We start from the raw sequence: 19,761 nt of genomic DNA on the forward strand, positions 1-19,761 counted from the left end.
CCGTCTTCCTACTGCGCATACTTCTTGAGAATGGCCTGCATGGCGGGCGCCATGTCCGGCCGGGCCAGGGCGAAGGCCACCTGCGCCTCCAGATAGCCCGCCTTGTCGCCGCAGTCGAAGCGGCGGCCCTCATAGAGCACGCCGTGGAAGGGCTGGCTGCCGATCAGCTTGGCCATGCTGTCGGTCAGCTGGATCTCGTTGCCCGCGCCCTTCTCCTGCTTCGCCAGATGCGCCATCACCTCCGGCATCAGCACGTAGCGGCCGATGACGGTGAGGTTGGACGGCGCCTTCTCCACCGGCGGCTTCTCCACCAGGCCCTTCACCTCGACCAGCTTGCCCGTGGTCGCGCCGGGGTCGATCACGCCATAGGAGGAGACCCGCTCCTTCGGCACCGTCTCGATCGCCACCACATTGCCGCCGGTCTCGTGATAGGCCTCCACAAGCTGCTTCGTGCAGGACACGTCGCACAGCATCAGGTCGTCCGGCAGCAGGATGGCGAAGGGTTCGTCGGCCACGAAGGCACGGGCGCACCAGATGGCGTGGCCGAGGCCGAGCGGCACCTGCTGGCGGGTGGAGACCACGGAGCCCGGCGGCAGCGCCTGTTCGTGCAGCAGGGCCAGTTCCTTGGTCTTGTTGCGCTCGACCAGCGTGCGCTCCAGCTCATAGGCGACGTCGAACTGGTCCACCAGCATGGTCTTGCCGCGTCCGGTGACGAAGCAGAACTGCTCGATGCCCGCGGCGCGGGCCTCCTCCACCGCATATTGGATCAGCGGCTTGTCGACCACCGGCAGCATTTCCTTGGCCATCTGCTTGGTGGCGGGCAGGAAGCGGGTGCCGAGACCGGCGACGGGAAGGACGGCCTTGCGGAGCGGCTTGCGCACGGGTGGTGGTATCCCTCGGCAGGTTGACGGGCGCAGGAGTGCCACGAGAGCGGGAGCCCGTCCACCACGCGGCGCCGCGGCGGGGCCGGATCGCGGCGACAGGGGCCCTTGGAATCCTTCACGCTTTCGCAGGGTCGTTCCGGATCAGGGCAGCAGCGCGTCCCGCGCCGCATTCAGCCGCGCGGCCAGCCAGTCGGAGCCGCCCTGGTCCGGATGGGCGCTGCGCATGAGGCGGCGGTGCGCGGCGCGGATCGCCTCGGCCGAGGCGCCCTCCGCCAGGCCCAGCACCGCCAGCGCCTCCGCCCGGCTCATCGGGCCCGATCTCGCCTCCGGCGGCGCGGCCTGGCGCCAGTCCGGATGGCTGCGGTCGAGCCAGGCTTCCAGCAGCGGCAGGCCATCCGGGTCCTGGGACGCCAGTTCGGCCATCAGCGCCAACAGGTCGGGCAGATCCAGCGTGGCGAGGTCCGCGCCCGCATAGCGCCCGGCCTTCACCCGCCCGGTCATCCGCCCGCTGTCATGGTCCAGCGTCATGGCGAGAAAGGCGGTCTCCACGGCGGAGGCCCGGCGCGGGCTGGCCGCGCCACCGCTGGCGAAGCGGCGGGCGGCGCGGCGGCCCTGCCACCAGTTCCAGATCACCGGCCCGAGGAGGATCAGCGCCCAGATGGCCTGCGCGCCACGGCCGGTGGCCAGCAGCGCGACCAGAAGCGCCAGGCCCAGCCCCGCCACCAGGAAGGCCAGCGCCGCCTTCACCTGGGCGGGCCTGGCCTCGGCGAAAAGCTTCAGCAGGCCGAGCAGCGCGACCAGGCCGAGCAGGCCCAGGATCAGCCAGACCATGGCTCAGCCGCCGCGTGTGGCGGGGGCCGGAAGCTGGCCGGCGATGCCCTGCGCCACCGCCCCGCCGAGGCGCAGCAGTGCGGGCCGGCCGCCGGTGGCGAAGACCGCCACCGCCCGCAGCAGGTCCCGCAGCGCGGTGGCGCTGCCCGCATCGAAGGGCGCCCAGGCGCCGCCCGAGAGCTTCGTCAGCTGCCGCAGCGCCTTGCGCGCCACGGGATCCGCGCCTTCCTGGAAGCAGAAGACCGGTGTGCCGCGCAGGCCGAGCTGGCCGGCAAGGTGGCAGGCGGCGTCCACCTCCTCCTCGAAGGCATCGCCGATGAAGACCAGGGCATGCACCCGCTGGCGCTGCGTCTCCTCCAGCGCATGGCGCAGCAGCCGGGTGATCTGGGTCTGGCCGCCGAGGCAGGTGACGCCCGCCATCCGCCGCGCCAGCTCCTGCGCCTGGGTCAGGAAGGGGGTGGCGGCGAATTCGCGGAAACCCCGGAAATAGGCCAAGCTGACGGCCAGGCTGCCCACCTCGCCCACCGCGCCGAACATCTCGGCCTGCAGGTGGCAGGCGCGGTCCCAGCTCGGCTGGCGGCTGGCCGTGGCATCCATGGCGAAGATCAGCCGGCCCGCGGCGCCCGGCGCGGGCACCTCGGCAACCTTGCGGAGGAAGGCCGCGACCGCCGTGGAGGGAGGCTGGGGCAGGTTGCTCATGCCGGGCATGTGGCCCCGCTTCCCGCCTGGCGCCAGGGGAAGGCCAGCTGCGCGACCAGGGGCAGATGGTCCGAGGCGCGACGGGCCGCCGGCGTGTCATGCACCGCGACGCCCGTTATCAACCCGGCGGGCCGCGCCAGGATATGATCCAGCGGCAGCAGGGGCCGAAAACTCGGGAAGGTGGGCAGGCTATTCGCCGGGCCGAGCGCGTCCGTCAGCACGCCCAGCGCGGAGCCCTGCGGCCGCCATTCGTTCAGGTCGCCCAGCAGCAGGGTGGGCAAGTCGGACTCCATCGCCGCCAGCAGCCGCCGGGCCTGCGCCCGCCGCGTCGCCGCGCCCAGGCTGAGATGCGCGGCCAGCAGCCGGAAGGGACCCTGGCCGAGGTCGAGATCGGCCAGGATCGCGCCGCGCGGCTCCCAGCCACCCAGCGGCAGGCCGCGCGGCGGCGCCAGCAGGCGGGCGTCCCGGCGGATCAGCACCAGGTTGCTGCGATAGCCCTGCTGGGCCGGGTCCGGCCGCAGCGGCACCAGGCCGAGTTCGCCCAGCGCCGCCTCGGGCAGCATGGGCGTGCCGCGGCGCAGATAGTGCTGCGCCTCCTGCAGCGCGATCAGGTCCGGGCGGAGCTCCGCCAGCACGGCCAGGATGCGGTCCGGGCGGAAGGGTCCGAAGGCGGGGCGGCCGCGATGGATGTTCCAGGTGGCGACGCGCATGGGCTAGCGGCGGCCGCGCTGCCACAGCAGCCCGCCGGCGGTGGCCCCCAGGGTGGTCAGCAGGATGTCGGTGACCGTGTCGACGGCATGGCCGATGAGTCCGAGCGCCCATTCCAGCACCTCCCACCCCACCGCCAGCGCAAGGCCGAAGACCAGGCCGTGGCGGGCCAGCGCCCAGGCGCTGCGTGGCCGGCCATCCGCCAGGATCAGCCCGGCCAGCACGGCGCCGGCCAGCAATCCGCTGACCAGGTGCACCACCTCGTCATAGGGGTTGGCGCCGTGGAACCAGTTCAGCCCGTAGCCCGGCGTGCTGAGCAGGCTGGCCAGGACCGGCGCGGCATCGAGATCCCGCGGCAGGCGCCGCAGCCGCATCGGCAGCGCCGCCATGCGCTCCCGCGGCGGCAGCAGCACGCCGAGGCAGCCGAGCACCGCCGCCAGCGTGCCCCAGGCCGCGGCGCGCTTGTCGATCATCCAGAGCGCCAGCGCCGCGGCCAGCAGCGCGGCGAGGCAGAGCCAGGCAAAGCGCGACTGGTGGCGCAGGTCGTCCTTCGTCAGCAGCGCCATCCCCTCTCCCCTGCCCTCTCCCGGTGCAACGCGGCGCGGCGAGGCGGGTCCGCCGCTTCACGCAGGCGTCATGCGCCTCTAGGAACGATGGCGGAGGCGAGAGGGTGGTGATGGCAAAGTGGGTGCAGGTCGATCCCCGGGTGGCGGAGGCGCATCCGCTGCACGGGATGGGCGGCTGGCTGCGCCTGCCGTCGTTCTTCCTGGCGCTGACGGTGCTGGCCATGCCCCTGCTGCTGCTGCGGGAGTGGCGCCCGCCCGGCGCGCCGGATGCGCTGCTGCTGAACCTGGACCTGCTGGTCTCCGCTGGCCTGACGCTTGCCGCCGCGGTGCTGTGGTTCCGCCGCTGGCGGCTGTTCCGCCCGGCCTATTTCTGGGTCTTCCTGGTGGCGGACACTGTCCTGCAAATCGCCGCGCTGACCCTGGCCCCCGGGCTACGCGGCGCGGAGGAGCCGGCCGAGGCGGTGGCGCAGGCCGTGCTGGGCCTGGCCCTGCTGCTGCCGCTGGCCATCGCCATGCAGCGCAGCCGCCGCTTCCGGGTGACCTTCGAGCAGCGGCTGCGGGCCGACGACCCTGCGCTGGCCCTCACACCCCCGGCAGCATCCCATTCGACTGCGCCGCCGCCAGCGCCGTCATATTGACGATGCCGCGCGCGGTGACGCTGGGCACCAGCACATGGATGGGCTTCGCCATGCCGAGCAGCATCGGGCCCACCTGAAGCCCCTCGCCCGCCGCCTTCAGCAGGTTGAAGCTGATATTCGCCGCATCCAGCGTCGGCATCACCAGCAGGTTCGCCGCATCGGTCAGTGGGCTGTCCGCCACCGCGCGGTCGCGGATCGCCTGCACCAGCGCGGCATCCGCATGCATCTCGCCATCCACCTCGAAATCCGGCGCGCGGTCGCGCAGCAGGCGCAGCGCCTCGCGCATCTTGCGCGCGGAGGGCGCGCCGGAGGCGCCGAAGCTGGAATGGGACAGCAGCGCCGCCTTGGGCGTCAGCCCGAAGGCGCGGATCTGCTCGGCCGCGAGCAGCGTCATGTCCACGATCTGCGCCGCGGTCGGATCCACGGTCAGATGCGTGTCGACGAAGAACAGGTGGCCGTTGGGGACGATCAGCGCGGACAGCGCATAGACGCGCGCCACCTCCGCCCGCTTGCCGATCACGTCATAGGCGTGGTGCCAGTGGCGGAACCAGTCGCCGCTGCCGCCGCAGAGGCAGCCATCCGCCAGCCCCGCCTCCAGCAGCAGCGCCGCCGCCACGGTGGGGCGGTTGCCGACGCGCCGCGCCGCGGCATCGGGCGGAATGCCCTTGCGGCCGACCTTGGTCTTGTAGAGCGCGACCAGCGGGCCGAAGACCGCCTCATCCGCCGCCGGGTCCAGCACCCGCACGGACTCGTCGAAATTCATGCGCAGGCCCATGGCGGCGCATTTCGCGGCGATCACCTCCCGCCGCCCGATCAGGATGGGCTCGGCCAGGCCGTCATCCAGCACGGTCTGCACGGCGCGCAGCACGCGCTCATCCTCGCCCTCGGCATAGACGATGCGGGCCGGGCGCTTGCGCGCGGCCTCGAAGATTGGGCGCATCAGATTGCCGGAGCGGAAGACGAAGCGCTCCAGCTCCTGCCGGTATTTCGGCATGTCGGTGATAGGGCGGCGGGCGACGCCACTATCCATCGCGGCCTTGGCCACGGCCGGCGCGATCTCCAGGATCAGCCGCGGGTCGAAAGGTTTCGGGATGATGTAGTCCGGCCCGAAGGTGGGGGCATTGCCGCCATAGGCGGCCGCCACGACCTCGCTCGCCTCCATCCGCGCGAGGGCGGCGATGGCGTCCGCCGCCGCGACCTTCATCTCCTCATTGATCGTGGTCGCGCCGACATCCAGCGCGCCGCGGAAGATGAAGGGGAAGCAGAGGACGTTGTTGACCTGGTTCGGATAGTCGGTCCGCCCCGTCGCCACGATCGCATCGGGCCGCACGGCGCGCACCGCTTCGGGCAGGATCTCGGGCTCAGGATTGGCGAGGGCGAGCACCAGCGGCTTCGGCGCCAGCATCGGCAGCCATTCGGCCTTCAGGATGCGCGGCGCGGAAAGTCCCAGAAAGACATCGGCGCCGGGCAGCGCCTGCTCCAGCGTCCGTGCCTCCGTCTCCTGCGCATAGGCGCCCTTGAAGGGGTCGGTGTTCGGGCGGCCCTTCCAGACCACACCGTCGATATCGCAGATGGTGACGTTCTCGCGCTTCAGGCCCATGGCCACCAGCAGGTCGAGGCAGGCGATCGCCGCGGCGCCGCCGCCGGTATTCACGACCTTCACCTCGGACAGCTTCTTGCCCTGCAGCAGCAGCCCGTTGCGCACGGCGGCGGCGACGATGATGGCGGTGCCGTGCTGGTCGTCGTGGAAGACCGGGATGTTCATCCGGTCCCGCAATGCGCGCTCGATGGCGAAACATTCGGGCGCCTTGATATCCTCGAGATTGATGGCGCCGAAGCTCGGCTCCAGCGCCGCCACCGCCTCGATGAACTTCTGGGGGTCGCGCTGCTCGATCTCGAGGTCGATGGAATCGATGCCGGCGAATTTCTTGAAGAGGACGGCCTTGCCCTCCATCACCGGCTTGGAGGCCAGCGCGCCGATGGCGCCGAGCCCCAGCACCGCCGTGCCATTGGTGATGACGGCGACCATATTGCCGCGGGCCGTATAGTCCCAGGCGGCGTCGGGGTCCTTGGCGATCTCCTCGCAGGCGGCGGCGACGCCGGGGGAATAGGCCAGGCCGAGGTCGCGCTGCGTCGCCATGCGCTTGGTCGGCTCCACGCTGAGCTTCCCGGGGCGCGGCAGCCGGTGATAGTCCAGCGCTGCCCTGCGAAAATCCTCGTCCATTGCCACCTCCGAGGTCCGCTATAGGCGATATCCCGCCGCGCCGCGACCCGTGGCGCCGGCAAGGTCGCGACGCCGCGGGGCCGGCCGGCGCGGTTCGGAAGAAATATTTTTTGCCGCGCGGCGCCGGGGGGATTTTCCGGTGCCGGTCAGGCGGCCCCCGCGAATTCCGGGACCCGCGCGCGGGCGGCGGGAAATATCACGACTGTCACATGACATCCGCAAGACCTGCGATTTGATTTCGTCCCCTGTGGCACGATCTAATGCAGCAGACAGCGGACCGCCCATCAGAACAGATGCTGGGCGGGCCGCTGCATCAACAATCGCAGCAGGATCACATGTTACCCCCGCGGGCCCGGCAGGCCCTTCACTACCGAACGATTGCCAGGTCAGACCTGGAGATCGTCCATCGCATGGATCTCGACTTGGACCAGGTTGAGGATTACCTCGGCCCGCTCTCCGATATCCTTGCCAGCGTCCGCCGCGGCGCAGCCCATGCCCTGGTCGGCATCGAGTCCGAGGGCCGGCCGATCGGCTTCTATGTCATCCATCCGGACGCCCGGGACGCCAGCTGCTGGTGGCTCGGCTGGTTCATCCTGGCGCGCGCCCATCAGGGCCGCGGCCTCGGCCGCGCCATCCTGGCGCGGATCATGGCGGGGATGGCGAGCGTGCCCGGCTGCCGACGCATCCGGCTGATCGTGGTGCCCGAGAATGCCGGCGCGCAGGCGCTGTATCGCCGGATGGGCTTCCGGCTGGTCGGCACCTTGCCGGCCACCGGCGACCTGGTGATGGAATGCGCGTTGCGCCCGGGCAGCCCGGCGCTGGCGGCCAGCCTCCCGGCCCTCGCCTGCCCCATCGCGAGCCGCCGCGGCCGCCGGCGCATGCGGCTGCGGCCGCGGACCGGCCCGCATGCGGCGCGCGTGATCGGCGTGGAGCGCGGCCCGCCCCGCCCCATCAGGGCGAATCCCCCCTGAGCCTCCGGCACGCGCCGGAGGCACGCGGCCTCAGTCCACGCTGGCGCCCGAGAGCTTCACCAGCTCGACGAGGCGCAGGCTCTCCGAGGCCACGAAGCGTGTGAAATCGGACCGCTCCCCGACGCTGGAGGTGCTGCCCAGGGAGCGCAGCCGCTCCGCCAGCGCCGGCATCGTGCCGACCTTCAGGAAGGCGGAAGCCAGCCGATCGAGGATGGCGGCCGGCGTGCCGCTGGGTGCGAAGGCGCCGCCCCAGACCTGGAGATCCACCGGCACCCCGGCCTCGGCCATCGTCGGCACATCGGGCAGCTGCGGCACCCGGCTGGCCGCCGTCACGCCCAGCGCCCGCGCCTGGCCATCGCGCACCATCGGCAGGGCGGTCGACATATTGTCGAAGATCATCTGGATCCGGCCGCCCAGCATATCCTGTTGCGCCTGGGCCGCGCCGCGATAGGGCACATGCGTCAGCTCGATGCCGGCCGACTGCGCGAACAGCACGGTCGAGAGATGCATGCCGGAGCCACTGCCGGCCGAGCCATAGTTCAGGACGCCCGGTTGCCGCTTCGCCAGCGCCACCAGCTCGGCGACGCTCCGGGCCGGGAAATCGGGACGAACCAGCAGGATGCTCGGCACGCTGTAGAGCATCGCCACCGGGGCGAGGTCCTTCGCGAAGTCGAAGGTCAGGTTGCGGTAGAGCCCCATGTTGATGACGTTCACCACCGATCCCATCAGGATCGTGTAGCCATCCGGCGCCGACTTCGCGACGAAATCGGCGCCGACGCTGCCCGAGGCGCCCGCGCGGTTCTCCACCACCACGGGCTGGCCCAGTTCGCGCGACAGCGGCTCCGCGAAGAGGCGCGCCATCACGTCGATATTGCCGCCGGGCGCGAAGGGCACCACCCAGCGGACCGGGCGCTGCGGCCAGGCTGGCTGGGCCAAGGCGGGGCGCGCCAAGGCGGTGCTGGCGAGGCCGAGCCCCAGAAGACGACGGCTGATCCTGGCATCCATGGTCATGCTGATTTCCCCTGGGAACCGACGGAGTCGCGCAGAGCCTGCAAATTCGCCGCCGGAGTCGCGGCGGTCAGGATGGAACAGCCCGGGCCCAGCACGAAGCGGCGGCCATCCGCCTGGCGGATCGCATCCTGCGCCTTCATGCGGACCTCCGCCGGCGTGCCATGCGCCAGCGTCCAGGGATCGACGCCACCGGCGACGCTGGCCGTCGCCGGCAGGCGCTTCAGCGCGGCGCCGGGCGAGGGATTGCCCTTGCTCTGCGACTCCCAGTGGAAGCCCGCCACGGGATAGTCCGACAGCGCGTCGAGATAGATGCCGTCCTCGCAGAGGTGCAGCATGTTGCAGGGCAGCGCCTTCGCGGCCCCGATCATCGCGAGGTCGAAGGGGCGCGCCAGGCGGCGATACTGCGGCTCCGTCAGCCGGTGCGCATTGGCCCATTTGGTCGAGAAATAGATGCCGTCGACGCCGCGGCGGACCACTTCCTCGATGAAGGGGACGAAGGTTTCGGTGAAGACCGCGAGCGCGGAGGCCACCGCCGCCTCATCGGCCGCGATATGCTCGCCCAGCAGCGCGCCGTTCTTGTCCGACAGCTTGTAGGCGATATCGAGCGGCAGGAAGACGGTCATGATGACCGGCACCGCATCGCCCAGCGCGCGCTTGATCAGGTCGATCGCCTGCAACTGCTCGGCGAGCGCCGGGGTGCTCAGCGGCAGCGGCCGCAGCTTGCGCCAGTCCTCGGGCGTGGAGATCGGCGTGTGCAGCGTCTCATGCACCGTATCGGCGCGGCTGGAGGGCTGGTGGCGGAAACCGAACCCCTCGACGTGGAAGCTGGCGCGGGGGTGGAGCTTGCAGAAGTCCCAGTCATAGCGCTGCTGGAACTCGACCATGTTCTCGGCAAAGGACTCCGCCGACATTTCGCGCAGGTACCAGTGCCCCCAGGCGCTGACCGGCACCCGGTCGGGCGTGCCCCCGTGCATGGCGGCGCGCAGGCGTTCGTGACGGTTCATCGGGGCAGGCTCTCATCCAGGAAGCGGTGGGGCATCGTCATGGGCGGAACGCTACCGACTTGAATTCATCATATCAAAGTCATTAATCTGATATCTCCATCATAGGATGTTATGGAGATGTACCGGCCCAATACCCGGCAACTCGAGGCCTTTCGCGCTGTCCTGCTGGCCGGGGGCATGACCGCGGGCGCCAGGCTGCTGCATGTGACCCAGCCGGCGGCGAGCCGCCTGATCCGGGATCTCGAGGCCGGGCTCGGCCTTTCCCTGTTCACGCGCCGCAACGGACGGCTGGTCGTCACCCCGGAAGGCCGCCAGTTGCAGGCGGTGGTCGAGCGACATGTCGCGACGCTGGGCGAGGTGATGGACACGGCGCGCGGCCTGCGCAGCTCCCGGCTCGGCCAGCTGCGCATCGCCGCCGGCGCCAGCCTGTCGCTCGCCTTGCTGCCGGGCCTGCTGGCGGAGATGCTGCGGCAGCATCCGCGGGACAGCCTGCGCGTGCAGACCGCGACCGCCCGCGACGTGGTCGGCATGGTCGCGCGGGAGGAGGCGGATATCGGCTTCGCCGCGGATGTCTCGGCGATCGCGGCGGAGACGCCCGGCGTGGAGATGACGCTATTGCCGGCGGTCGACGCCGTCTGCGCGCTGCCGGCCGGCCACAAGCGCGCGCGGCAGCGGCGCATCGCCCTGGCGGAGCTGCATGGCGAGGCCTTCGTCAGCTTCGGCGGGGACGGCGTCTTCCCGGTGCGAATCGCCGCCGCGCTGGAAGCGGCGCAGGTGGCGCCACGGATCCGCATGGTCGCTAGCAATGCGGCGATGGCCGCCCAGGCGGTCGCCCAGGGCGTGGGTGCCGCCATCCTGGACCCCTTCACGGGCGATGCGCTGGCGGCGCAGGGGCTCGCGGTGCTGCCGCTGGAGCCGCCGCTCGCCTATGGCCTGGCGCTGTTCCGGCCGCGCGATGCGCAGCCCTCCCCCCTGGCGGAAGCCTTCGCCGCACAGGTCACGGCCGCCGTCACACGGCGCGCCACCGCATAGGCAGCGGTACCGTCCAGGAGCTTTGGGAGAAGACCCGCCTCCAGGGGCGGGATGGTGCGGTCGAGAAGATTCGAACTTCCACGGGGTTGCCCCCACCAGCACCTCAAGCTGGCGCGTCTACCATTCCGCCACGACCGCATATCGGGTAGAGCGCGCCTATAGCCGATGACAACGCACCCGACAACGCCCCCCTTCGCCTCGCCCGAATGGTCCATCGCACCCGGCCGGCTGCCCTATGAACTGGCGCTGGAGACGATGGCCGCGCGCGTCGCCGCCATCCGCAACGGCACGGCGCCGGAGACGGTCTGGCTGGTGGAGCATGAGCCCACCTATACCGCCGGCACCTCCGCCCGCCCCGAGGACTTGTTGGAAACCCGCTTTCCGGCGGTGGCCGCCGGGCGCGGCGGGCAATGGACCTATCACGGGCCGGGCCAGCGCACCGGCTATGTCATGCTCGACCTGACGCGGGACCACGGCACGGTGCGCGCGCGCGACGTGCGGGACTATGTGCGGGGTCTCGAGGAATGGCTGATCCGCGCGCTGGACCGCTTCAATATCCGCGGTGAGCGGCGCGAGGGGCGCATCGGCATCTGGGTGGTCGACCGCGCCCGCGGCACCGAGGAAAAGATCGGCGCCATCGGCGTGCGCGTCACCCGCTGGGTGTCCTGGCACGGCGTGGCGCTGAACGTGGACCCGGACCTCTCCCACTTCGGCGGCATCGTGCCCTGCGGCATCGCCGATGCCGGCGTCACCAGCCTGCACAAGCTCGGCGTGCTGGCGACGATGGAGGAGGCCGATTCGGCGCTGATGGCGGCCTGGGGCGAGGTTTTCGGCTAGGCGCGCCGACGCGGCAGCGACACCATCCGATAGACCGCGACGCCTACCGCCCAGGCGAGCCAGGCCAGCACGGGCCAGGCCAGCGCCATCCATCCCGCCTGGGCGCGCTCCGTCGAGATATCGTCGGTCGCGCTGAGCCAGGCGGGGGCCGCCACCGCCCGCAGCCCATGCCGCGCGAGCGCCGCCTGCGCCGCCTCGGGCCGCGGCGTGGCGCGGAAGGCGCGGGTCAGGCGGGGCGGCAGGGCGGTCGCGCAGGGCTCGGCCGCGCGCGGCTGCTGGCAGACCAGCCAGGCGGCGACGGGCTCTGCCGCGGTCCAGCCCGGCGGCACCAGCGGCACGGCGAAGGCGGACAATTCCAGCGGCGGGCCGGCGCTGCGCGGCGTGGTGCTGCGCGCCTCGCCCAGCAGGTCGGGGCGGGCGGTTGCTTCGGGGAAGGCGAAGCGGGTGGCCTCGGGGTGGTCGGGCGCCTCCGCGATGCTGGGCAGCGTCACCTCCGGCGCATGGCGCAGAGCGAGCCAGAGCTGGGTTTCGGAGGCAGCGCCCACAAAGCCGAAGAGCGCGATCAGCCCGAGGGCGAAAAATGCGCCCGAGCGCAGGCGGATGGCCAGCACCACGCCGGCGGTGAAGGCGCCGAGCCCGCCGAGCGCGATGGCCGCGGGAAAGGGCAGCAGCAGCACCAGCAGCGGCGCGGCGAGGCCGATTCCCACCATGGCCGCCAAGCCGGTGAGCAGAAGGCGCGAAAGGGTGGCGCGCGAAACAACCGCCTGCCCTGTTGCGGCCTGGGACGGCGATGCCATGCGGAGAGTCCTTGCTGCGTATCCTGCCCGCCGCATCCTGGCATGCGGGCGGCGCGCGACAAGGCCGGAGGGCGCGGGCGTTTAGGGCCCGTCCTCCTCCACCTCCCATCCCTGCGCCAGGAAGCGCGCCAGGATGGCCTCGTGCTGGTCGTCCTGGTGGGACTCCAGCACCTCATCCTCCTCGTCCAGCACCTCGGTGCCGGAGTCGGTGGTGACGATGACCCTTGTGGCCATCTCACCCTTCATCAGCACCGTTTCGCGCATGGCCGGCAGACCTCAGCGGCTGCGGGCGCTGCCGTCCCGGAAATCGCCGTCGCGCCAGTTGCGGTCCTTCTGGCCCGCCGCGGCCGGGCGGCGCGCGGGCTGGTCGCCGGTGCGGGCTGCGCTCGGCGCATTGCCCCGGGGCGCAGCCTGCTGGCCGCCGCGGCCCTGGCCACCGCCGCCGCCGTTGCGGCCGCGGGAGGGGCTGTTGCGGCCACGATGGCCGCCGGCCGGCTTCACCGCATCCGGGCGTCCGCCGGTGCGATACATCGGCACGGAGACATCCTGGCGCTCGTCCGACGCGGGGATGGAAATGCGGATCAGCTTCTCCACCGCCCAGAGCTTCTCGCGCTCATCCGGCGCGCACATGGCAATGGCGATGCCGGAGGCGCCGGCGCGCGCGGTGCGGCCGATGCGGTGGACATAGGCCTCCGGCGTGTCCGGCATGTCGTGCTGGATCACATGCGTCACGCCATCCACGTCGATGCCGCGCGCGGCGATGTCGGTGGCCACCAGCACGGGCGCGCGGTTCGACTTGAAGTCGGCCAGGGCGCGTTCCCGCTGGCCCTGGGACTTGTTGCCATGGATGGCATTGGCGGCGATGCCGTCGGCCTCCAGGTTCTTCACCACGCGATCGGCGCCGTGCTTGGTGCGGGTGAAGATCAGCGCGCGGCCGACGCCCTCGCCCTTCAGCAGCTCCGCCAGCTTGCCGCGCTTGCGGCCCTGCTCGATGACCACCAGCTTCTGCGTCACCCGCTCCGCCGTGGAGGAGACGGGCGCCACCTCGATCCGCACCGGGTCGCGCAGGATCTCGGCCGAAAGCTTGGCGACTTCCGCCGGCATGGTGGCGGAGAAGAACATGGTGTGCCGCTTGGACGGCAGCTTCGGCAGGATCTTCCGGATGGCGGGCCAGAAACCCTTGTCCAGCATCTGGTCGGCCTCATCGAGGACCAGCGCATTCACCATGTCGAGGCGCGCCGTGCCCTCATCCATGTGGTCCTGCAGCCGGCCCGGCGTGGCCACCAGGATGTCGATGCCGTTCGCCAGCGCCCGGCGCTGCGGGCCATGCGGCACGCCGCCGAAGATCACGGCGATGGTCATGCCGAGATGGCGGCCATAGGCCTTCAGGTTCTCCGCGATCTGGCTGGCCAGCTCGCGCGTCGGCGAGAGGATCAGGGCGCGGCAGCCGCCGCGCGGCGGGCGGCCCTTGGATTCGGCCAGCAGATGCAGCAGCGGCAGGCCGAAGGCGGCGGTCTTGCCGGTGCCGGTCTGGGCGATGCCCAGGATGTCCCGGCCCATCAGGGCATGCGGGATGGCATCGCGCTGGATAGGTGTCGGGGTGGTATAGCCCTCTTCGGTCAGCGCCTGGAGGATGCGCGGAGAGAGGCCGAGTTCACTGAAGCTCATGAAATGCAAAAATCCGGTCAGGCCGCCCAGCGATCGCGCGGGCGGTTGGGTGGCGGTGGGCCAACCCGCGTGCCGGGGCCGGTCCGATCTTGTCCGCAGAGCCACGCCTTACGGGCGACGGCAGCGCCCCGGTCCGGGCCTCCAGGCGCCCGGTCCCCCGCTTCTCGGAGTGACGGCGCCAGGCCCGCTCACGCGGCCGGGGCGCGGCGGGCAACCACCCGCCGACGGAGGGAGGGATAGGGCAGATTCGCTGCCCGGACAAGATTTTTTCGGCAGTGCAGCATAAATCTGCTCAGCCATCCGGCTGGCGGGCGAAGCCTTCCTCCGCCGGCGGCGCCGCTTCCGCCTCCGCCACGCCCGTCACCCGGGCGAAAAACGGGCCGCGGCGGCAGGCCTCGACCATGGCCTGCACGGCCTCCACGGGCCCTGCGACCAGCGCCCGCACGCTGCCATCCGGCCGGTTGCGCACCCAGCCGTTGAGGCCCAGGCGCTGCGCCTGCTTCACCATCCAGTCCCGATAGCCGACGCCCTGCACCCGGCCGGTGATGGCCAGCAGGCGTGCGATCATGCGGAAAGCTGCACCAGCCGCGCGGCGAGCGCCACATCGGCGGCGGCGGCGGTCCGGCGGGCAAGGTTCTCGGGATCGGCGCCCCAGAACTTCTCCTGGTGCACCTCCTCCAGCGTCGAAAGGCGATGCGCCTCGGCCGGGTCCAGCTGCCCGGCCGTGACGGCGAGGCCCAGCACCAGGCTGCCCAGCGCCGGCACCGCGACGCCGAGCGCGGCCAGGCCCAGCAGCGAATGGCGCTCCACCGCCCGCCGCAGCGCCGCCAGCGCCTGGGGCGGCTGGGCCACGGGCATCAGGCCGCTGGTGACGCGCAGCGGCGCATCGAGGGAGCGGGCCGCCCAGGCGAGCCAGGGGTCCCAGGCCTCCGCCTGGGCGGCGGCCAGCTTGCCGTGCTCGGCGCGGTAGCAGAGGAGTTCGGTCTCGCCGTAGCGGGCGAGCGCCGTGACAGTGCCCTCCCGCGCCGGGGCGATGCGCTCCTCGGCGGTGCCGGCCAGGCGGGTCAGCGGCACCTCCTCGGGCCGCATCTCCCCGCCCTTCTCGCCGCCGGCCTGCTGCCATTCGGCCGCCACGGCCTCGGCCAGCCTGCGGCCGCGCAGGCGCAGCGCACCGCCACCGGGCAGGCGCAGCGGCTTGCCATCCAGCAGGATGGCAAAGCCGTCCTCGGCCTCGGCGACCTGCGCCTGGCTCCAGAAGCGCTTCACGCGAGGCGCGGGGTCAGCGGTTCCGTGCGACCGCGGCGGAACGGGTATTGGCGGCGCGACGGGTCGGCGAGGTGGCCGGCGTCGCACGTTCCGGGCAGGCCGTGTCCGTGACCGGGTTCAGCACATTCCGCTCCAGGGAGATATCGACCAGGGAGCTGGCGCTGCTCTGCGCCAGGGCCACCTGGAACAGCGGCGTGATGTTCTGGCAGAAGCGCGAGCCCTGGCGGATGCCGTCCTGCGACTGCTCATTCGCCAGCAGGGTGATGTAGCCGTCCAGCGCGCGCTGGCCCTGGGCGCCCTGGGTGCGGCGGTAATGCGCGCGGATGGTGTTGTAGGCGCCGCCGAGCTCGCCCTGGAACTTGCGGACGAAGGCGTTGTAGTCGCTGTCGCGCTGGCAGGTGATGGCGGCGACCATCAGCTGGCTCTGCAGCGCGCGCAGCTCGAAGGCCGTCCGCTCATTGGATTGCACGCAGGACTGGGCGATGGCGGGACCGCCGATGGCCACGGCGGCGCCGGCGAGCAGAAGACGAACGGAAAACTTGCGGCGCATGGCGTGGGAACCTCCCCCTGGGACCCCCTGCCTGCCGCATCGGCCGGCCCCGCGCAACCAATGTTGCGCAAGCCGACCGCGCGGCGGAGCCCCCCGGCCCCACTGGTGTCCCGTCGAGGGCCGTCTCTACAGCATCCGCGCCCGAAAAACAGCAGGGAAGCGCGGGGCAGTCTTCACAAGATTCCAATCAGGTAGAGCACGATGATAATCGGGATCGGCAAGCCGACCAGCCACAGCAGAATGCCCTTCATGACCCGCTCCATAAGGTTGCGCGGGGTGAACGCGGGCTCAGCCCTTTCGTTTCCGGCGTTGGAACCGGGCCAGTCCGGCCAGGCGCCGGTCGAGGAAGGCCTCGGTCGCGGCGGCATCCGGCGATTCGTCCTGCAGCCAGAAGGCCAGCGTCGCGCCATAGATCGCGGCCAGCGTCGCGCGCCTCGTGTACCAGGAGAAATCGGCAGAGCCATCGCCCGCCGCGGCCCAGACGGCATCCGCGGTGCGCGCCACCGTCCGCGCGGCGGAGGCGAGGTTCCAGGGCAGCGATTGCTGGGCCAGCGCCCGGCGCACCGCCTCCCGATGCGGCGCGGCCTGCTGTAGACGGATCAGCAGCAGGCGACGGATGCGGGCCGGGATACGGAGCGCGGCGAGGTCCTCGGCGGCGGCCGCCGCCTCCATCTCCCGGTCCGCCAGGTCGCACCAGGCCTCGATCGCCTCGATGGGGCCGCGCGGAAACAGCCAGTCCTGCTCCAGCGGGTCGCGGCCGAGATCGGCAAGGCCGGCCGAAAGGGCGGCGCGGCTCCAGCCCAGCGCGGCCACATGCGGCAGGGCGGCGCGGAGCGCCTGGTCCCGTTCCTCGCTGCGCTCGATCATCACGCTGTCTCCTGCGGCGGTTCGGGCTGCGGCTCCGGCCGGTCATTGGCCGGGCGCGCGGCCTGGCTGGCGGCGCGATGCAACTCCTCATTGAAACCGAAGCGCGAGAGGTCCGGCATGCGCATGGGATAGAGCACGCCGTCCAGGTGGTCCGTCTCGTGCTGGATCACGCGGGCGGCGAGGCCCGCGGCCTCGCCTTCCATCGGCCGTCCCTCGATATCTAAGCCGCGGAAGCGGATGCGCGCGGCGCGCGGCACGGCGCCGCGCAGGCCGGGGATGGAGAGGCAGCCCTCCCAGCCTTCCTCCATCTCCTCCCCCACCGGTTCGATCTCGGGATTGATCAGGGCCAGGATATTGCCGGCGCCGCCGCGCCAGACGAAAAGCCGCAGCCCGACATGCACCTGCGGCGCCGCCAGGCCGAGGCCGGAGGCGTCCTCCATGGTCTCCGCCATGTCGGCGACCAGGCGGCGGATCTCGGGCGCGGTCGGGTCCGCCACCGGCAGGGCGCGGCGGGTGAGGACCGGGTGGCCCATGCGGGCGATCTTGAGCAAGGCCATGGCGGCTGGAATGTCCGGCGGTTCACCGCATAAGGTAATGCGCGCGGCGGGCTGCGGGAGGCCTTTCGCCGCACACGAATCCTGTGCTAAGGCTCCGGCCCTCGCCTTGGACGGTTCGGACCATCTTCCGGACCGGCTGGCGCGCATCCGCTTTTCCGCCTCTCTCCCATCCGAACCAGGAGGTTCCATCGCGTGCAGGTCGTCGTCCGCGACAATAACATCGACCAGGCCCTGAAGGCGCTGAAGAAGAAGCTTCAGCGTGAGGGTGTGTTCCGTGAAATGAAGCTCCGCCGCCATTACGAGAAGCCGTCCGAGCGCCGCGCCCGTGAGGCCGCGGAAGCCGTTCGTCGCGCCCGCAAGGTGGAGCGCAAGCGTCTGGAGCGCGAGGGCTTCTGATCCCCCGTCCCGGCCCCGCCGGGACCTGGATCCGCCTTCCACCCAACGCTTTCCTGGCCGCCCTCCCCGGCAGCCATCCGACAGGCCGAAGCACCGCGGTGCGGAGACCCCTCCGCCAGCCGCGGCTGTGTGCTGTCCGGGGCTTTGCCTGCCGCGCCGCAGGCTGTCTACTGGCCGCTCTCTCGGCGAGGGCAGGGCGATGGATGGGTTCGGCGACAGGGAACAGGCGCTGCTGGCGCGGGCCAGGCGGGTGCTGCCGGCCGGCGGCTTCGGGAATTTCCCGCCCGAGGTGATCCTGGAGCGCGGCCTCGGCGGCCGCGTCTGGGATGTGGCGGGGCGCGAATACGTCGACTATCTGCTGGGCTCCGGCCCGATGTTCATCGGCCATGGCCACCCCGAGGTGACGGAGGTGGTGCAGGACCAGCTCGGCCGCGGCACCACCTTCTTCGCCAATAACGAACATGGCATCGCCCTCGCCGAGGCGATCGTCGACGCCGTGCCCTGCGCCGAGCAGTTGCGATTCGTCGGCTCCGGCACGGAGGCGGACCTCTACGCCATGCGCCTGGCCCGCGCCTTCCGCGGCCGCGACAAGATCCTGAAGTTCGAGGGCGGCTACCACGGCATGTCCGACTACGGGCTGATGAGCCTGGCGCCACGCCACCTGGCGAATTTCCCCCGGCCGGTGCCCGATTCGGCCGGCATCCCGAAATCGGTCGCGGAGGACGTGCTGGTCGCCCCCTTCAACGACCTCGCTGCCGTGACGCGGCTGGTGGAGGCGCAGGGGGAGGAGATCGCCGGCATCATCGTGGAGCCGCTGCAGCGCCTGATCCCCCCCGCCCCGGGTTTTCTCGAAGGGCTGCGAGCGCTCTGCACGAAGCACGGGCTGGTGCTGATCTTCGACGAGGTCGTCACCGGCTTCCGTTTTGCTTACGGCGGCGCCCAGGCGTTCTACGGGGTGACGCCGGACCTCTGCACATTGGGCAAGACGATCGGCGGCGGCTTTCCGCTGGCGGCGGTCGCGGGGCGGGCCGAGATCATGGCGCATTTCGACAAGGCGCTGGTGGGCGAGGACGGCTTCCTGATGCAGGTGGGCACCCTGTCCGGCAACCCCGTGGCGGCGGTGGCGGGGCTCAAGACGCTCGAAATCCTGCGCCGCCCGGGCACCTATGAGGCGGTCTTCGCCACCGGCCGGGCGCTGATGCAGGGCCTGGCCGAGCAGATCGCCCGCGCCGGCCTGCCCGCGCAGGTGGTGGGGGAGCCGACGCTGTTCGACGTGGTCTATGCGGCCGGCGAGGTGCGCGACTACCGGGCGACGCTGCGCGCCGACCGGGCGATGCAGGCGCATGTGAACCGGGTGCTGCGCCACGACGGCATCCTGAAGGGCGAGAGCAAGTTCTACATCTCGACCGCGCATGAGCCGCGCGATCTGGACCAGACCCTGGCGGCCTTCGCCCGCGCCATGGCCACCCGGCCGGCGGGGAGCTAGATCCAGCCCAGCGCGCCGGCCAGGCCACGCAGCGACAGCAGCATGATGACGCCGCCCACCAGCAGCATCAGCCCGCGCGGCGGCACGTGCCGCGCCACCAGGGCGGCGAAGGGCGCGGCCAGCACGCCGCCTACCACCAGGCCCAGGATCGCCTGCCACAGCTCCAGCCCGATCGCGGTGAAGAAGGCGGCGGTGATGGCCAGGGTGACGAAGAACTCGGCGGCATTGGTCGAGCCGATGGCGATCCGCGGCACATCGCCGCGGCCGATCAGGGTGGAGGTGACGATCGGCCCCCAGCCGCCGCCCCCCGCCGCATCCAGGAAGCCGCCGCCCAGGCCCAGAAGCGTGACCGGCCGGTCGGGCCGCGGCGCCGGCGGACGCCAGGCGCGCCACAGGATCAGCGCGCCCATGCCGAGCAGATAGGCGCTGACCAGCGGCCGGATGACCTGCATCGGCAGGCTGGAGGCGACGAGCGCGCCGGCGATGCCGCCCGCAATCCCCGGCAGCGCCAGCCGCGCCACCAGCCGCGCATTCACATTGCGAAGCCGCCAATGGGCGAAGCCGGAGGCGCCGGTGGTGAAGACCTCCGCCGCATGCACGCTGGCGCTGGCGACCGCAGGATGGGTACCGAGCGAGACCAGCACACTGGTCGCTGTCAGCCCATAGGCCATGCCGATGGCGCCATCGATCATCTGCGCCAGGAAACCGACGGCGGTGAAAAGCAGGAACTCGTCCATGCGGGCTCCTCACCGGGTGGGCCCCGGCCGCG

General features: G+C 71.7%; 23 protein-coding genes and 1 tRNA gene. 6 read left to right on the top strand and 18 right to left on the bottom strand.

Features of this window, described 5'->3' with window-relative positions:
- Nucleotides 1-8: 8 nt before the first annotated feature.
- The 5 genes from ACTIF1_RS22015 to ACTIF1_RS22035 form a co-directional block, all read right to left on the bottom strand.
- Entirely contained in the window at nucleotides 9-881 is an 873-nt protein-coding gene (locus ACTIF1_RS22015; protein ID WP_439598599.1) for a UTP--glucose-1-phosphate uridylyltransferase, read from the bottom strand.
- Nucleotides 882-1,025: 144 nt separating this feature from the next.
- The gene (locus ACTIF1_RS22020) at nucleotides 1,026-1,715 is read right to left on the bottom strand and encodes a hypothetical protein (protein ID WP_439598600.1); all 690 of its coding nucleotides are present in this window, start codon (nucleotides 1,713-1,715) and stop codon (nucleotides 1,026-1,028) included.
- A 3-nt stretch (nucleotides 1,716-1,718) separates the two neighbouring features.
- Nucleotides 1,719-2,414 carry a VWA domain-containing protein gene (locus tag ACTIF1_RS22025; protein WP_439598601.1) on the bottom strand — a complete coding sequence of 232 codons (696 nt, stop codon included), beginning with the start codon at nucleotides 2,412-2,414 and terminating at the stop codon, nucleotides 1,719-1,721.
- Complete coding sequence (locus ACTIF1_RS22030; protein WP_439598602.1) at nucleotides 2,411-3,124, bottom strand: endonuclease/exonuclease/phosphatase family protein; 714 nt, start codon at nucleotides 3,122-3,124, stop codon at nucleotides 2,411-2,413. The genes ACTIF1_RS22025 and ACTIF1_RS22030 overlap by 4 nt, the downstream gene beginning before the upstream one ends.
- A gap of 3 nt (nucleotides 3,125-3,127) precedes the next feature.
- Nucleotides 3,128-3,688, bottom strand: coding sequence for a hypothetical protein (locus tag ACTIF1_RS22035; RefSeq protein WP_439598603.1), 561 nt, complete (start codon nucleotides 3,686-3,688; stop codon nucleotides 3,128-3,130).
- A gap of 110 nt (nucleotides 3,689-3,798) precedes the next feature.
- On the opposite strand from ACTIF1_RS22035, the gene ACTIF1_RS22040 reads away from it, so the two are divergent.
- Complete coding sequence (locus ACTIF1_RS22040) at nucleotides 3,799-4,326, top strand: hypothetical protein (RefSeq protein WP_439598604.1); 528 nt, start codon at nucleotides 3,799-3,801, stop codon at nucleotides 4,324-4,326.
- Here the strand turns inward: ACTIF1_RS22040 and ACTIF1_RS22045 are convergent.
- Nucleotides 4,271-6,550: an NADP-dependent malic enzyme gene (locus tag ACTIF1_RS22045; RefSeq protein WP_439598605.1), complete on the bottom strand. Its 2,280-nt coding sequence runs from the start codon at nucleotides 6,548-6,550 to the stop codon at nucleotides 4,271-4,273. The two genes, ACTIF1_RS22040 and ACTIF1_RS22045, sit on opposite strands and share 56 nt — an antisense overlap.
- Before the next feature lie 335 nt (nucleotides 6,551-6,885).
- On the opposite strand from ACTIF1_RS22045, the gene ACTIF1_RS22050 reads away from it, so the two are divergent.
- Nucleotides 6,886-7,521 carry a GNAT family N-acetyltransferase gene (locus ACTIF1_RS22050; protein WP_439598606.1) on the top strand — a complete coding sequence of 212 codons (636 nt, stop codon included), beginning with the start codon at nucleotides 6,886-6,888 and terminating at the stop codon, nucleotides 7,519-7,521.
- 30 nt (nucleotides 7,522-7,551) lie between these two features.
- Here the strand turns inward: ACTIF1_RS22050 and ACTIF1_RS22055 are convergent, their stop codons facing one another.
- A complete protein-coding gene (locus ACTIF1_RS22055) occupies nucleotides 7,552-8,532 on the bottom strand; it encodes a Bug family tripartite tricarboxylate transporter substrate binding protein (protein ID WP_439598607.1) in 981 nt (326 codons plus the stop codon).
- On the bottom strand, nucleotides 8,529-9,536 hold the full coding sequence (locus tag ACTIF1_RS22060; protein ID WP_439598608.1) for a uroporphyrinogen decarboxylase family protein: 1,008 nt from the start codon (nucleotides 9,534-9,536) through the stop codon (nucleotides 8,529-8,531). The genes ACTIF1_RS22055 and ACTIF1_RS22060 overlap by 4 nt, the downstream gene beginning before the upstream one ends.
- A gap of 117 nt (nucleotides 9,537-9,653) precedes the next feature.
- On the opposite strand from ACTIF1_RS22060, the gene ACTIF1_RS22065 reads away from it, so the two are divergent.
- A complete protein-coding gene (locus tag ACTIF1_RS22065; RefSeq protein ID WP_439598609.1) occupies nucleotides 9,654-10,568 on the top strand; it encodes a LysR family transcriptional regulator in 915 nt (304 codons plus the stop codon).
- A 52-nt stretch (nucleotides 10,569-10,620) separates the two neighbouring features.
- On the opposite strand, the gene ACTIF1_RS22070 is transcribed toward ACTIF1_RS22065, so the two are convergent.
- A tRNA-Leu gene (locus ACTIF1_RS22070) sits at nucleotides 10,621-10,706 on the bottom strand.
- Between the two features lie 27 nt (nucleotides 10,707-10,733).
- Here ACTIF1_RS22070 and lipB point away from each other — a divergent pair.
- Nucleotides 10,734-11,405 carry a lipoyl(octanoyl) transferase LipB gene (gene lipB, locus ACTIF1_RS22075; RefSeq protein WP_439598610.1) on the top strand — a complete coding sequence of 224 codons (672 nt, stop codon included), beginning with the start codon at nucleotides 10,734-10,736 and terminating at the stop codon, nucleotides 11,403-11,405.
- On the opposite strand, the gene ACTIF1_RS22080 is transcribed toward lipB, so the two are convergent.
- The 8 genes from ACTIF1_RS22080 to def all read right to left on the bottom strand — a co-directional run bounded on the left by ACTIF1_RS22080 (nucleotide 11,402) and on the right by def (nucleotide 17,110).
- The gene (locus ACTIF1_RS22080; RefSeq protein WP_439598611.1) at nucleotides 11,402-12,115 is read right to left on the bottom strand and encodes a hypothetical protein; all 714 of its coding nucleotides are present in this window, start codon (nucleotides 12,113-12,115) and stop codon (nucleotides 11,402-11,404) included. The genes lipB and ACTIF1_RS22080 overlap by 4 nt on opposite strands.
- A gap of 168 nt (nucleotides 12,116-12,283) precedes the next feature.
- Nucleotides 12,284-12,466 (bottom strand): hypothetical protein, encoded by a 183-nt coding sequence (locus ACTIF1_RS22085; protein WP_439598612.1) that lies wholly within the window; start codon nucleotides 12,464-12,466, stop codon nucleotides 12,284-12,286.
- A 12-nt stretch (nucleotides 12,467-12,478) separates the two neighbouring features.
- Nucleotides 12,479-13,870 (bottom strand): DEAD/DEAH box helicase, encoded by a 1,392-nt coding sequence (locus tag ACTIF1_RS22090; protein ID WP_439598613.1) that lies wholly within the window; start codon nucleotides 13,868-13,870, stop codon nucleotides 12,479-12,481.
- 292 nt (nucleotides 13,871-14,162) lie between these two features.
- A complete protein-coding gene (locus ACTIF1_RS22095) occupies nucleotides 14,163-14,438 on the bottom strand; it encodes an acylphosphatase (protein WP_439598614.1) in 276 nt (91 codons plus the stop codon).
- Nucleotides 14,435-15,136 carry an ATP12 family chaperone protein gene (locus ACTIF1_RS22100; RefSeq protein ID WP_439598615.1) on the bottom strand — a complete coding sequence of 234 codons (702 nt, stop codon included), beginning with the start codon at nucleotides 15,134-15,136 and terminating at the stop codon, nucleotides 14,435-14,437. Before ACTIF1_RS22100 ends, ACTIF1_RS22095 begins: the two co-directional genes overlap by 4 nt.
- Nucleotides 15,137-15,149: 13 nt before the next feature.
- Nucleotides 15,150-15,686 (bottom strand): hypothetical protein, encoded by a 537-nt coding sequence (locus ACTIF1_RS22105; protein WP_439598616.1) that lies wholly within the window; start codon nucleotides 15,684-15,686, stop codon nucleotides 15,150-15,152.
- A 288-nt stretch (nucleotides 15,687-15,974) separates the two neighbouring features.
- The gene (locus ACTIF1_RS22110) at nucleotides 15,975-16,553 is read right to left on the bottom strand and encodes a COQ9 family protein (protein WP_439598617.1); all 579 of its coding nucleotides are present in this window, start codon (nucleotides 16,551-16,553) and stop codon (nucleotides 15,975-15,977) included.
- Complete coding sequence (gene def / locus ACTIF1_RS22115) at nucleotides 16,553-17,110, bottom strand: peptide deformylase (RefSeq protein WP_439598618.1); 558 nt, start codon at nucleotides 17,108-17,110, stop codon at nucleotides 16,553-16,555. The genes ACTIF1_RS22110 and def overlap by 1 nt, the downstream gene beginning before the upstream one ends.
- Before the next feature lie 192 nt (nucleotides 17,111-17,302).
- Between def and rpsU the strand changes: the two genes are divergently transcribed.
- Nucleotides 17,303-17,506, top strand: coding sequence for a 30S ribosomal protein S21 (gene rpsU / locus ACTIF1_RS22120; RefSeq protein ID WP_007006360.1), 204 nt, complete (start codon nucleotides 17,303-17,305; stop codon nucleotides 17,504-17,506).
- A gap of 199 nt (nucleotides 17,507-17,705) precedes the next feature.
- The gene (locus tag ACTIF1_RS22125; RefSeq protein WP_439598619.1) at nucleotides 17,706-18,992 is read left to right on the top strand and encodes an aspartate aminotransferase family protein; all 1,287 of its coding nucleotides are present in this window, start codon (nucleotides 17,706-17,708) and stop codon (nucleotides 18,990-18,992) included.
- Here the strand turns inward: ACTIF1_RS22125 and ACTIF1_RS22130 are convergent.
- Entirely contained in the window at nucleotides 18,989-19,729 is a 741-nt protein-coding gene (locus ACTIF1_RS22130) for a sulfite exporter TauE/SafE family protein (protein WP_439598620.1), read from the bottom strand. The genes ACTIF1_RS22125 and ACTIF1_RS22130 overlap by 4 nt on opposite strands.
- Between the last annotated feature and the right edge of the window lie 32 nt (nucleotides 19,730-19,761).

The sequence above is a fragment of the Falsiroseomonas sp. genome (assembly GCF_051860665.1).
In the GTDB taxonomy this organism is placed as follows: domain Bacteria; phylum Pseudomonadota; class Alphaproteobacteria; order Acetobacterales; family Acetobacteraceae; genus Falsiroseomonas.

Coding starts and splice junctions, on each gene's coding strand:
- ACTIF1_RS22020 (WP_439598600.1), bottom strand. CDS start 1,715: ATGGTCTGGCTGATCCTGGGCCTGCTCGGCCTGGTCGCGCTGCTCGGC.
- ACTIF1_RS22025 (WP_439598601.1), bottom strand. CDS start 2,414: ATGAGCAACCTGCCCCAGCCTCCCTCCACGGCGGTCGCGGCCTTCCTC.
- ACTIF1_RS22030 (WP_439598602.1), bottom strand. CDS start 3,124: ATGCGCGTCGCCACCTGGAACATCCATCGCGGCCGCCCCGCCTTCGGA.
- ACTIF1_RS22035 (WP_439598603.1), bottom strand. CDS start 3,688: ATGGCGCTGCTGACGAAGGACGACCTGCGCCACCAGTCGCGCTTTGCC.
- ACTIF1_RS22040 (WP_439598604.1), top strand. CDS start 3,799: ATGGCAAAGTGGGTGCAGGTCGATCCCCGGGTGGCGGAGGCGCATCCG.
- ACTIF1_RS22045 (WP_439598605.1), bottom strand. CDS start 6,550: ATGGACGAGGATTTTCGCAGGGCAGCGCTGGACTATCACCGGCTGCCG.
- ACTIF1_RS22050 (WP_439598606.1), top strand. CDS start 6,886: ATGTTACCCCCGCGGGCCCGGCAGGCCCTTCACTACCGAACGATTGCC.
- ACTIF1_RS22055 (WP_439598607.1), bottom strand. CDS start 8,532: ATGACCATGGATGCCAGGATCAGCCGTCGTCTTCTGGGGCTCGGCCTC.
- ACTIF1_RS22060 (WP_439598608.1), bottom strand. CDS start 9,536: ATGAACCGTCACGAACGCCTGCGCGCCGCCATGCACGGGGGCACGCCC.
- ACTIF1_RS22065 (WP_439598609.1), top strand. CDS start 9,654: ATGTACCGGCCCAATACCCGGCAACTCGAGGCCTTTCGCGCTGTCCTG.
- lipB (WP_439598610.1), top strand. CDS start 10,734: ATGACAACGCACCCGACAACGCCCCCCTTCGCCTCGCCCGAATGGTCC.
- ACTIF1_RS22080 (WP_439598611.1), bottom strand. CDS start 12,115: ATGGTGGGAATCGGCCTCGCCGCGCCGCTGCTGGTGCTGCTGCTGCCC.
- ACTIF1_RS22085 (WP_439598612.1), bottom strand. CDS start 12,466: ATGCGCGAAACGGTGCTGATGAAGGGTGAGATGGCCACAAGGGTCATC.
- ACTIF1_RS22090 (WP_439598613.1), bottom strand. CDS start 13,870: ATGAGCTTCAGTGAACTCGGCCTCTCTCCGCGCATCCTCCAGGCGCTG.
- ACTIF1_RS22095 (WP_439598614.1), bottom strand. CDS start 14,438: ATGATCGCACGCCTGCTGGCCATCACCGGCCGGGTGCAGGGCGTCGGC.
- ACTIF1_RS22105 (WP_439598616.1), bottom strand. CDS start 15,686: ATGCGCCGCAAGTTTTCCGTTCGTCTTCTGCTCGCCGGCGCCGCCGTG.
- ACTIF1_RS22110 (WP_439598617.1), bottom strand. CDS start 16,553: ATGATCGAGCGCAGCGAGGAACGGGACCAGGCGCTCCGCGCCGCCCTG.
- def (WP_439598618.1), bottom strand. CDS start 17,110: ATGGCCTTGCTCAAGATCGCCCGCATGGGCCACCCGGTCCTCACCCGC.
- ACTIF1_RS22125 (WP_439598619.1), top strand. CDS start 17,706: ATGGATGGGTTCGGCGACAGGGAACAGGCGCTGCTGGCGCGGGCCAGG.
- ACTIF1_RS22130 (WP_439598620.1), bottom strand. CDS start 19,729: ATGGACGAGTTCCTGCTTTTCACCGCCGTCGGTTTCCTGGCGCAGATG.